Below are 12,028 nucleotides of genomic sequence, written 5' to 3'. Positions count from 1 at the left end.
TCTCTAAATAAATTACAATAATTATATAATTAAAATAAAAATATATAAATAAAATCAAAGAGAGCATCTGAACACTATTCGTTCGACAGAAAAAAAATAAAAATGGTAAAAACTTTTAGTAATATACTATAATAACAAATAAATAAAAACTTATTGCAAGAGATTTTCATGATAATCGATACACATTGCCATGTCTATAATAGCGAAATGGAAAATGCGGAAGAAATAATAAATGAGGCTACAAAAAAGGATATTCATCTGATATTGAACGGAACTGACCCGTTAAGCAATAAAGAAGTGTTGGAATTATCCTGCAAGTATAAAAATGTCCATGCCGCATTAGGATATTTCTATACGACTGCAGATGAAATTACTGATGAAGACATTTGCCTATTGGACAGTCAACTTGAAAACGATAATGTGGTTGCAGTCGGTGAAATAGGCATTGACTATTATTATACAAAAGATAATAAAGATAAACAAAAGGAACTATTTGAAAAGATGTTGAGTCTTGCAGAAAAGCACCATTTGCCCGTTATAGTGCATTCAAGAAAAGCAATGCAGGACACTTATGATATTTTAAAAAAACATGATGTTATAGGGTCTCTTCATTGCTATCAGGGTTCGGCCGAGATGGCACGTGAATTCATTAAATTGGGTTACTATATAGGAATCGGAGGTCCGGTTACACATAAAAACAACAAAAAAATAAGAAAAGTCGTGAACACAATAGATATAGACCACATGCTTGTGGAAACAGATTCACCATACCTTGCTCCTCAAGAGAAAAGAGGAGAAAAGAATACGCCAATTAACATAACATACATAGTTAAAGAGATATCTGGCGAACTGAATATGAATGAAGATGAAGTCGTTGAAATAACGACTGAAAATGCAAAAAGATTATTCAATATATGAATTTATTTCTCGAGAACTTTTGTCATACAACCCGCAATAAGTCCTGCGAATACATCATCCAGAATTGAAGGTAAATACGGCAATATTCCCGGTTTTACCGCATCATAACGTTTATAGTTAAATGCTGCATTGGTTCCAGCAATCTGATTGGAAATAGCCCATCCCAGAATTTCATCAGAATGCATTTTAGAACAGCAATCGTTTTCATCAATTTCACGTATTCTATTGTCATTGAAGTCCTGTTCTGTTCTGATTGCAGCCATCAATAAGGTAATGACGTTAATATCCGCCAAAGACTTCAATATTTGATCTTCCATCTTTTGTCTTAGCTCATCAGTCACTTCGCTTTCATCAAGCAATTCCATACCCGTATCAATTAAATCACCGATTAAAATTCCTTCAGAGACCAGATAATCCAGGACACCGAATGTCAGGCCAATTCTTCTAAATGACTCGTCGATTGATGTTTCAACAGCATCACCAATATTCAGTTCATGAACATCAATTTTATCAAATTTAGGTTCTTTTTCATCCGGAACTTCGCATAAAACAGCTAAAAAGTCATTTGTATTTAAAATATTGCTGATATGAAGAGGTAATTTTAAACCGGCCAAATATTTTGCCTTGACTTTAGATACTTTTTTATAGATTTTCAGCAAGTCTTTTTTGGACAGCACCTTATCAACATAAATGACATGGCTTATATCAATTTTTGCATCGCCAAATCCTTTTGGTGAGTTTGCAACTTTCAGTTTATCGGTGAAATCCTCAATAACCACATCATTTGTGACGAAGGTATATAATGTCACGTCACCGAATGATTCTTTGAAGAAGTTGATTGAGTCCACTTCCTGGGCAATGTACAATCTCTCATCCTGATTATTTGATTCCCTGGCCAAATTCTCAAAATCATCTTTTGCAGTGATGATGTTTACATTGTTTACAATGTCAATTCCATGACTTACTGTAAAATCACTGATAGCCATAAATTTATTCGGATTGTTGATAAAAACCCCATAATCCTTTTCCATAATATTTACTCGTTTCATTTACTCACCTCAAATCTGCAATACAGGATATTTCGCCTGATTCATCTTCATATACAATAACCTTTATAACATCTCCGGCATTAATTCCAAAATCCTGAGTCGGCTGATTAAGCAATTCTGCCAAAATATGATCTTTTTTAAGTTCCTTTCCTCTGACCCACATTCCTTCAGGATTCAATCCTTCCTTAAAGAAATATGTCAGAAAATCATCAGGGAAATCTTCATTTCGGCAGGAATCAATTTCTGAAAATGCCCGAAGCATTTCTACTTCAGCATCATCTCTGTAACTTTCAGTCTGATTTATCGCATAGTTAACGTAATACTCCAAATCAAAATCGTTGTTGATTAATAAATCCTTTAGATAGAATATTTCCTTGTCATTTAATGTATCTTTTCTTATTATCTGAAATGTGTCGAAATTAGGGCGTTCGTAGAAAGTGATAGTATTTCCTTCAATCAGCCCATTTGCAACCAGGAGAAATGAGAGTCCCTGAGTATAGTCAAGGTAAGGGAAAAGCAGCATTGCATTAACCTCGTTTTCAATTTGGATATTGTCAAATTCTTCCTCAAAATTATTTATATCGATTGAATTTATCTTAAAAAGCTTTTCCTGATATTCTGCATCCTTTTCGGATTTGACAATAATCATGGTATATAACAGATTTCTAAAAGTTGCCTCTTTCAATAACACAATATCACCAATACTATTAATAGTATTTAAACAAAATTATTATTAAATGTTAAGAATTATATTTTAAGGAGTATTTGATATGACAATTATTATAGACCCTCAAGGAAGTGGAATATCCGGAAACATGATTATTGGTGCGCTTGTCGACTTGGGTGCGGATGCGGATAAATTAAAGGAAGTTATGGAATCCTCAGCAGGCATCATCGGGAAAGTTGATGTGAACTTTGATAAAACCAATAAAAATGGAATTGATTCTGTATATTGTCATGTGGAAATGCTTGATAAAAAAGACCATGTTCATTATAATGAACTGGTCGATAAAATAAATGACCTTGATTTGGATGAAGATGTTAAAAAAACATCCCTAAATATATTTAAAAGGATAGCTGTTGCAGAGTCAAAGGTCCATGGAAAAAGCCTTGAAGAAATTCACTTCCATGAGGTCGGTGCAAGCGATGCGGTGGCTGATGTAATCGGATCTGTCTGGGCATACTACTCCCTGAAATTAAATGAGGAAAAAATCATAGGCCTTCCAATAGCTGTTGGAGGAGGACGGGTGAAAACCGCCCACGGAACACTGCCCGTGCCAGTGCCTGCGGTCCTTGAAATATTAAAAGACTTGAATTTTGTCGGAGGACCTGTCGACAGCGAACTTGCAACACCAACCGGATGTGCAATATATGCTGAGATTTGTGATGAAATAAAAGAGTTCATTCCACAGGCAAAAGTAAGTGAAGTCGCATATGGTGCAGGAAGCAAAGATTTCGACCATCCGAACGTATTAAGAATAATACGTACTGAAGAAGCAGGTAAAAGTGATACTGTTGATGTCATTGAAACCAATATTGACCATCTGACAGGCGAAGAAATCGGCTATTTATTCGACATATTGCTTGATGCCGGAGCATCTGACGTGTCAATAACCCCTATAATAATGAAGAAAAATCGTCAGGGAAGTCTCTTGAAAGTCATTGCTAAAAAAAGCAAACGTGACGAATTGGTTAATCTTATCTTCAAGCATACAGGCAGTTTAGGCATAAGAATCGCCCCGAATTTGCACAGAGGAATAGCAAAAAGGGAATTTGTAAAAAAAACCTTTGAAATTGAAGGGGATGAATATGAAGTTACCTTCAAAATAGGATATGTCAACGGAGAGGTAATCTCCGAAAGACCGGAATATGAAGATTTAAAAAGAATCGCCAATGAAAAGAACTTAAGTTTAAGGCAAGTCAAAGAGATGATAAAATGAAAAAAGCAATAGCGGTGCTATCCGGAGGGCTTGACTGTACAGTTTCAGCAAGCGTTTATGCAAAAGATTATGAAATTCATGCAATTACATTCAACTATGGGCAAAAGGCTTTCACCCAAGAGCTTGAGGCATCTCAAAAAATCTGTGAAAAGATGGGTTTTACACACCACGTAATTGACCTGGACTGGTTAAGTAAAATCAGCACTTCCACATTAAACACCGATGAGGATATTCCGGAAGTTGACTTTGATGATTTGGATGATGTGGAAAAATCCTCAGAAAGTGCAAGCAGCGTCTGGGTGCCGGCAAGAAATACAGTATTCACCTCAATAGCCGCATCATACGCTGAAAGCATTGGCGCTGAAATAATAATCGTCGGATGGGATAAGGAAGAAGCAAACACTTTTCCGGACAATTCAAAAGAATACCTTGAAAAATTCAATGAACTGTTTGAAGTCGGATCTCCAATCGATATTGAAATTAAAGCTCCTGCCATTGATTTGGACAAAGATGAAATAGTAAAACTAGGTGCTGAAATAGGTGCTCCAATGGATTTGAGTTATTCCTGCTATAAAGGAAATGAACATCACTGTGGTGTTTGTGAAAGCTGCATGAGACGAAAAAGAGGATTTAAAAAAGCAGGAATCGAAGATTTGACCATTTATGAAAAATAAAAAAAATAAAAAAACATTATGCTAAAATTGTTTCCCCTTCAGGGATATTGAAATCATTAGCTATGTTTTTTACATATTTTTCTTCAACATTTTTAAAATTAAATAAAACAGAAACTTTAATTAAACCATTTTTAATTAGAATATTAGTAATGATTTTTGGATTATTGAGTTTATCTTTATTCACATTCAAGATTTTAGAAATATCAACAATTTCTAAAGATACCGGATGATTATTAATATCAATATCTAAATACACACCAAAATCTAACCTAATAGATTCTTTGTACTTATAATCCTCATTAACAGTAATTACTGCAACATCCAATTCATTATCATAAGAATAACAAACATTTTTCTTAACAACCATATTAATCATGCTCCCTTTTTGAAATATTTTTTGTAATGCATGTTACTATAGTAATTTCTTCAAAATTATCTATATTTATTATAACATATAAATCCTCCTTAGTTGAAAATTCATATATTAACTCAAATTTATTGCTAGTATTATACGATTTTTGTACACCAACAGGAATTTCCTGATATACTTTTTTAATTATTTCATTTGCATCCAAATCCCTCTTATTAATTCTACCCATCATATGCTTCGAATCTTTTACCCCATAAGGATTATTTCTTATATTATTTAAAATTTTAAAAACATCTTCAGTTGTATAATCAGTCATTTAATCACAACCAACGAATTAGTTAAATAATTTTTTATTATATATAATATAAATCGACTTTCCAAGAGCATTTGAGCAGTAATAAGGATTTTCTAAAAAGACCATATCCCTTTAAAAAAAGAATATTTTGTTTAAAAATGCGTATTTGTAAAAAAAGAGGATTTAAAAAAAACAGGAATCGAAGATTTAACCATTTATGAAAAATAATTTTTTACTAGAAAATTCTAGTAACTCTTTTTAAAAACTTAGATTAACTAAAAAAATAAAAAAAAGAAGTGTAATTCAAAATTACACTTAAATAGCTGTCCAACCACCGTCTACACAGATTAATTGACCGGTACAGAAACTTGAAGCATCGGAAGCGAGGTAAATTGCAAGACCGTCTAATTCACCAGGTTCACCAAGTCTTTGCATTGGACAGTAAGCAGCAATCAAGTCCATGAATCCTTCCATTTCAATACTTTCAGTGGTTAATTCAGTTGCAAATACTGCAGGACCGATAGCGTTAACGGTAATGTTATATTTTGCCCATTCGACAGCCAAGTTTTTAGTTAAGTTCATTACTCCACCTTTAGCTGAGGAGTATGCGGAAATTCCTCCACCAGGGAAAATTACACGGGAGTGGATTGAACCGATGTTGATGATTTTACCATAGTTTTGTTCAATCATTACTTTTCCTACTTCAGCGCAAGTGTAGTAAACACCACTTAAATCAATTTTGATGTGTCTATCCCATTCATCAGTACTTTGTTCGGTTACAGGTTTGTTGTTACCCATACCGGCAGCAGTTACAAGGATATCGATTCTTCCAAAATGATCCACTACTTTTTTAACAGATTCTGCGATATTTTCAGGGTCTCCGACATCTGTTACAGCATACATTACTTCTACACCATATTCGTCTTCCAGTTGTTTTTTGTTTTCAATAAGTCTTTCTTCCCTTCTAGCGAATAATGCTAATTTTGCGCCTTGACTAGCATATGCTTGTGCAATTTGCCAACCGAGACCGGAAGATGCTCCAGTGACAAGAGCGACTTTATCTTTTATGTCAAAGTAGTTTTTCATCTTTTTGTCTCCTAAAAAATATTCAAAGTTTATATATAAACTTCGATATTAATTATTATATAAATCAGAATATTTAAATTTGTCTAAATAATTTTAAAAAAAATTGATATTAAAGTAAAAAAAGTGAAAAAAAGGTTATCCTATTCGATAACCATTAAAATATCTCCGGCACTTACTGCATCACCAGGTTCTACGAAGATTTCTTTTACGACACCTGCAATTTCAGATTGTATATCGTTTTCCATCTTCATAGCTTCGATAACTGCAATAGTGGAGCCTTCAGATACTTTATCTCCGACATTTACGTTGAGTTTAATTACCATACCCTGCATGGTTGAGAATACTCCGCCCTCAACAGGAGTGAACGGACCTTTTTCGGTTTCTTCAACTTCCATGAATCCCGTAGGCATGATTTTGACTTCAAATACATCACCGTCAACTTCAACATTATACTGTGTTGGAATTCCGATTTCAGTGTCATCTGCAATGGATGGAGCTTTAAGCTCTTCCTCAACAGCTTCCCCTTTAAGGAATTTAGGAGCTATTGGTGGATATAATGCATAAGTCAAAGCGTCTTCATCAGATTTTACAAATCCTTTTTCCATACCTTCTGATTTGAATTTGTCGAATTCAGGTTCAAGTAAATCAGCAGGCCTGCAGGTAATTACCTCTTCATCACCAATGATTTTTTTGGAAATTTCTGCATCGACAGGTGCTGGAGGTTTACCATAATTACCTTTCATGTATTCTTTAACTTCATTTGATACGGTTTTATATCTTTCCCCACCTAAAACATTCATTACGGCCTGAATACCGACAATCTGACTTGTTGGAGTTACAAGTGGTGGATAACCCATGTCTTTTCTTACACGAGGCATTTCTTCAAGCACATCATCATATCTGTCCAATGCGTTTTGTTCTTTAAGCTGGGAAATGAGGTTTGAAAGCATTCCTCCAGGAATTTGGTATAATAATACGTCAGCATCAATACTTTCTGCAATAGGATCAAGCAATGATGCATATTTTTCCCTGATATCATCAAAGTATTCTTTGATATGAGTTAATTGTTTTAAGTCCAATCCGGTATCATAAGGAGTTCCCTGTAATGCTGCAACCATACTTTCGGTAGGTGGTTGTGATGTTCCCCAGGACAATGGAGAAATTGCTGTATCCAATATGTCAACACCAGCCTGACATGCAGCATAATAACTTATTGGAGTCATTCCGCTGGTACAGTGACAATGTAAATCTACGAGTAAATCTGTTTCTTCTTTTAATTTTGATACTAATTCATATGCTGCGGTCGGTGTAATTAAACCTGCCATATCCTTGATTGCTACAGAATCACAGTCAAGTGCTTCCAGTTCCTTAGCCAAATCAACGAAATCATCTAAAGTATGAACTGGACTTATTGTATAACTGATTGTACCTTGAACATGAGCGCCCTGATCTTTAGCGACTTTAATAGCTTTTTCCATATTTCTTATATCATTTAAAGCATCAAAAACTCTGAATATGTCTACACCGTTTTCATAAGACTTTTCTACAAATTTTGTTACGATATCATCAGGATAGTGTTTGTATCCTACTAAGTTCTGTCCCCTTAAAAGCATTTGAATTGGAGTCTTGTTGAATTCAGATTTCAAATTTCTTAATCTTTCCCAAGGATCTTCATTTAAGTATCTGATACATGTATCAAATGTTGCTCCTCCCCATGCTTCTACAGAAAAATAGCCCACTTTATCCATTTCTTCTGCAATAGGAATCATGTCTCTGGTTCTCATCCTGGTTGCATGCAAAGACTGGTGAGCATCACGAAGTGCAGTTTCAGTAAATCTTACTTTAGCCATTTATTAAACACCTCTTTAAAATTATTTGAATAAATTATAATAATTTTCAATAGATTATGTATTAATATTTATTATTACATATATTAATAAATTTGCAAAAAAATAAAAAAATAAGAAAATTGAAAAATTATCTTTCTAAATCGCCAGAAATGAATTTTTCAACATTGTCATATGCTTCGTCATCAGTATATTGGATTGGAGGGTGTTTCATGGTGTAAGAAGAAATAGAAGTTAATTGACCACCGACACCTCTTTCTAAACCGATTTTACAGCACCTTACTGCGTCAATTACACAGCCTGCAGAGTTAGGTGAATCTTCAACACTTAATCTGAGTTCGATGTTCATTGGAACATCACCAAAGGTACGTCCTTCCATTCTGAGGAAACATAGTTTATTATCATTTTGCCAAGGGACATAGTCACTAGGTCCGATATGGATATCCCTATCATCCATTCTTTCTTTAAGAACAGACTGAACCGCTTCAGTTTTGGATTCTTTTTTAGAGTCTAATCTGTCCCTATTAAGCATATTTAAGAAATCAGTATTACCACCAGTATTAATTTGATAGGTTTTGTCCAATTTTACTCCCCTATCCATAAATAAACTAGCTAGTGTTCTGTGAGTGATAGTTGCACCAATTTGAGCTTTGATATCGTCACCTACAATAGGAATTCCTTTTTCTCTAAATTTAGCATCCCATTCATCATCACTTACAATAAATACAGGCATACAATTAACATAAGCCACTCCCGCATCAAGAGCGCATTGTGCATAGTATCTTGCAGCCTTTTCTGATCCTACAGGCAAATAGTTTACAAGAATTTCAGCACCGCTTTCTTTTAAAACTTCCACAACGTCAACAGGCTCTTCATCGCTGACGACAAAAGTAAATTCATCATCATAATTGGACATGTGTTCTGCAACACCATCCAAAACATGACCCATGCTTACTTTAGCATCATATTTAGGAATATCTTCCTGGAAAACAGTTGTACAGTTTGGTTTTGCAAAGATTGCTTCATCAATTGTTTTTCCTACTTTTCTTTTATCAACATCAAAAGCAGCCACAACTTCAATATCGCTAGGTTTGTAACCGCCGATTTCCCAGTGCATCAAACCGATTGCATCTTCTGGGTTTTTTCCATCATAATAGTGAATTCCTTGAATAAGTGAACTTGCACAGTTACCTATACCGACTATTGCTATTTTAATCTTGTTCAATTTAACACCAGCTAAAAAGTAATAATATAAATTAAATAAATAATATACTAATATATGTATTACTTAACATAGTTTATATAATTATTGATTAATGTAAATATTAATGGGGAAAATGAAATGAATCCATACATAGAAATACTTAGGCCAGGAAATGTTGTGATGGCAATGATTGCTATTGTGCTTGTAGCAATTGTGGGTCATACGATTTCCATACCGATAATACTTGCAATATTAGCAGTATTTTTTGAAATCAGTGCTGGAAATGTGATAAATGATTATTTTGATTATAAAATCGATTTAATCAATAAGCCCTCAAGACCAATACCATCAGGAAGAATTGGCCTTAAAACAGCCAGAAACTACGCATATTTACTGTTTTTGGGAGGAACAATATGCGGATTCCTGATAAGTTATCTGACAAACAACTGGATTCCATTCATAATAGTATTGATTGCAGACGTTATCCTTTATCTATATGCATATAAACTGAAATCAACCCCATTAATCGGCAATTTAACAGTTGGATTCATGACCGGATTATGTTTCACATTCGGAGGATTTTCCATCGGAACAGAACAGATGATAATGACTTCAACATTTTTAGGATTCTTTGCCTTTGTCATGACAACCGCCCGTGAGATAACAAAGGATATTGAAGACATCGAAGGAGACAAGGCAGAAGGTGCAAGGACATTTCCTATTCTTTACGGAGAAAGGCTGTCTGCAATAATAACCTTTGTTCTGATTATTCTAGACTGCGCATTATGTCCATTATTATACATTCAGCATGTATTCAACATATATTACCTGATTATCATAGCGATTGCAGTGATACTGTTTGTTTATTCCGCAATATTAATAATAAGAAATCAGGATACGCAAACCGCATCAAAAACATCAAAATATCTGAAAATCGGAATGCTGATTGCATTTGTTTCATTTGCAATAGGCTCATTTTAAGTGATTTGAATGAACTTTAATATTGAAGACAAAAAGGAACTGGCATTAATTACATTGATAAGCTTGGCCTTAGTAATTTATTATATCAGTTTTAATATGGATCTGGGCATTTACTGCTCTGACGTCTACGTTTACCTGCTGAATGCACAGTATTTTGCAGGAACCAACATCCATGCGACAAACAACATATTCTTATCTCCAATAATCTGCTTTTTAACATCACTATTATTCGACATAGGTCTCGTTGACAGGATTTCAATCTATATAGTCACAGGAATACTGGCCATAATGGGAAATATTGGGTTATATTTGCTTTTAAGATTAAGATTTGACAAGTTATTGAGTTTTACAGGAACTGTCGTTTATACAACCCTTGCACTCAACCTGACATGGCTGGCTAACGGAAGCCTGGATATTCCTGCAGTAAGCATCAGCATCTGGATTGTTTATTTGACCATATTGGCCATAAAAAATAATCCGAAATACTACGTTTATGTATTCCCATTGCTTGTTGTGGGATTTTTCACAAGATACACCGTCGGATTGATTTTGCCTGCGCTTGTGCTTTATTATCTGTATGAAAATTCATTGAAAATCAAAACTGAGGAATATGAATTCATTAAAAAAGGACTGATTATAGGAGTCATTTTATTTTTGATTATTGTGGCAGTCATCCTGATTATGGGAAACGGTAATCTGGGTTTCGGAAGCTTGTTTGTAAGTGGTGTTGGAGGAAATCTCGGATCCACACACGACAGCTCATATAATCCTGATTTCACATATTATCTTGTGAACATGCCCAATTTTATTTCCTCAGCGAATACCACATTCGTCGCCAAGACCCCAGCACTGAGTAATCCTACTGTATTATCCGGATTGGTATTTTTAATTTTAGCTGTTGGAGCGCTTTTATGGGTAAGGAAAAACGAATTAGACTTAAATCGTGAAAAAATTATTGGAATCATATTATGCCTAATAGCTCTTCTAACATTTTCAATGTTCAGTTCAACAATAACGATAATACTGGTATTTTTCGGACTGTTTCTGATTGGAAAAGACAGTGAAAGCAAAATGGGATATGCAATGATATGCTGGATATTGGCATACCTGATATTCCAGTCTTATTACGTGATTAAGGTCAACAGATACATTATGCCTACATTTCCGCCATTGATATACTTCCTGATGGTGGGAGTGGAAGAAATTAATAAAAAGATTGGCAAAAAGCAGATACTGCCGGTGATTTTGATTGTCCTCTTTCTAATTCAGGGATTTGCATTTACATACACATTTGAGGATACGAATGCGTTCAATGCTCCCGAAGAGATTAGTGACTATATCAAAGCTGATGCAGACAACTGGAGTGATTTAAAGATTGGTGTTTACAATATACGGCCGTATTTCTGGTATCTGGGCAACAACGTCATAGGAATTCCGAACTCATTTACCCAGGAAATAATAGACAGCAATGTTACCTATTATATATCGAATGTAAAGCAGGAAAACCTGACAAATTATACTGAAATCACTCAGATTGAAGACTTATATTTATATAAACGAACAGGATGAATTAGAATCCAAATCACATATTTATTTTTAAAATTACTGAATTTTTAAATGTTTATTATGGAAGTGAAAATTCATATAAATGAATATATTTAATA

12 protein-coding genes are annotated in these 12,028 nt (G+C 34.3%); 5 read left to right on the top strand and 7 right to left on the bottom strand.

Going from position 1 to position 12,028, the window contains the following annotated elements; all coding sequences use genetic code 11:
* Positions 1-168: 168 nt before the first annotated feature.
* The gene (locus IJQ68_RS07420) at positions 169-918 is read left to right on the top strand and encodes a TatD family hydrolase (protein WP_292798773.1); all 750 of its coding nucleotides are present in this window, start codon (positions 169-171) and stop codon (positions 916-918) included.
* 2 nt (positions 919-920) lie between these two features.
* Here IJQ68_RS07420 and IJQ68_RS07415 read toward each other — a convergent pair whose 3' ends face one another.
* Both IJQ68_RS07415 and IJQ68_RS07410 read right to left on the bottom strand, forming a co-directional pair.
* On the bottom strand, positions 921-1,967 hold the full coding sequence (locus IJQ68_RS07415; protein ID WP_292798771.1) for a phosphatidylglycerophosphatase: 1,047 nt from the start codon (positions 1,965-1,967) through the stop codon (positions 921-923).
* A gap of 4 nt (positions 1,968-1,971) precedes the next feature.
* The gene (locus IJQ68_RS07410; RefSeq protein WP_292798770.1) at positions 1,972-2,658 is read right to left on the bottom strand and encodes a hypothetical protein; all 687 of its coding nucleotides are present in this window, start codon (positions 2,656-2,658) and stop codon (positions 1,972-1,974) included.
* Positions 2,659-2,737: 79 nt separating this feature from the next.
* Here IJQ68_RS07410 and larC point away from each other — a divergent pair, with 79 nt between their 5' ends.
* Together larC and queC are read left to right on the top strand one after the other, a co-directional pair.
* Entirely contained in the window at positions 2,738-3,907 is a 1,170-nt protein-coding gene (larC, locus tag IJQ68_RS07405) for a nickel pincer cofactor biosynthesis protein LarC (protein WP_292798768.1), read from the top strand.
* Positions 3,904-4,581, top strand: a complete 678-nt coding sequence (queC, locus tag IJQ68_RS07400) for a 7-cyano-7-deazaguanine synthase QueC (protein ID WP_292798765.1) — start codon at positions 3,904-3,906, stop codon at positions 4,579-4,581. Before larC ends, queC begins: the two co-directional genes overlap by 4 nt.
* A 16-nt stretch (positions 4,582-4,597) precedes the next feature.
* Here the strand turns inward: queC and IJQ68_RS07395 are convergent, their stop codons facing one another.
* From IJQ68_RS07395 to IJQ68_RS07375, 5 genes are all read right to left on the bottom strand, one after another.
* Entirely contained in the window at positions 4,598-4,948 is a 351-nt protein-coding gene (locus tag IJQ68_RS07395; protein WP_292798763.1) for a DUF2283 domain-containing protein, read from the bottom strand.
* A gap of 1 nt (position 4,949) precedes the next feature.
* Complete coding sequence (locus tag IJQ68_RS07390) at positions 4,950-5,267, bottom strand: hypothetical protein (RefSeq protein ID WP_292798761.1); 318 nt, start codon at positions 5,265-5,267, stop codon at positions 4,950-4,952.
* 294 nt (positions 5,268-5,561) lie between these two features.
* Positions 5,562-6,332 (bottom strand): SDR family NAD(P)-dependent oxidoreductase, encoded by a 771-nt coding sequence (locus tag IJQ68_RS07385; protein ID WP_292798759.1) that lies wholly within the window; start codon positions 6,330-6,332, stop codon positions 5,562-5,564.
* A 140-nt stretch (positions 6,333-6,472) separates the two neighbouring features.
* Positions 6,473-8,182 carry a sodium-extruding oxaloacetate decarboxylase subunit alpha gene (oadA, locus tag IJQ68_RS07380; protein WP_292798757.1) on the bottom strand — a complete coding sequence of 570 codons (1,710 nt, stop codon included), beginning with the start codon at positions 8,180-8,182 and terminating at the stop codon, positions 6,473-6,475.
* 127 nt (positions 8,183-8,309) lie between these two features.
* Complete coding sequence (locus IJQ68_RS07375; protein ID WP_292798755.1) at positions 8,310-9,404, bottom strand: inositol-3-phosphate synthase; 1,095 nt, start codon at positions 9,402-9,404, stop codon at positions 8,310-8,312.
* 117 nt (positions 9,405-9,521) lie between these two features.
* Here IJQ68_RS07375 and IJQ68_RS07370 point away from each other — a divergent pair, with 117 nt between their 5' ends.
* On the top strand, positions 9,522-10,364 hold the full coding sequence (locus tag IJQ68_RS07370) for a UbiA family prenyltransferase (RefSeq protein ID WP_292798753.1): 843 nt from the start codon (positions 9,522-9,524) through the stop codon (positions 10,362-10,364).
* A gap of 9 nt (positions 10,365-10,373) precedes the next feature.
* A complete protein-coding gene (locus IJQ68_RS07365) occupies positions 10,374-11,933 on the top strand; it encodes a glycosyltransferase family 39 protein (protein ID WP_292798751.1) in 1,560 nt (519 codons plus the stop codon).
* Positions 11,934-12,028: the final 95 nt, after the last annotated feature.

Origin of the sequence: Methanobrevibacter sp. (assembly GCF_017447225.1) — an archaeon.
Taxonomy (GTDB): Archaea; Methanobacteriota; Methanobacteria; order Methanobacteriales; family Methanobacteriaceae; genus Methanocatella.
Note: the sequence above shows the minus strand (reverse complement) of the source record. Positions and strands in the feature narration are given on the sequence as shown.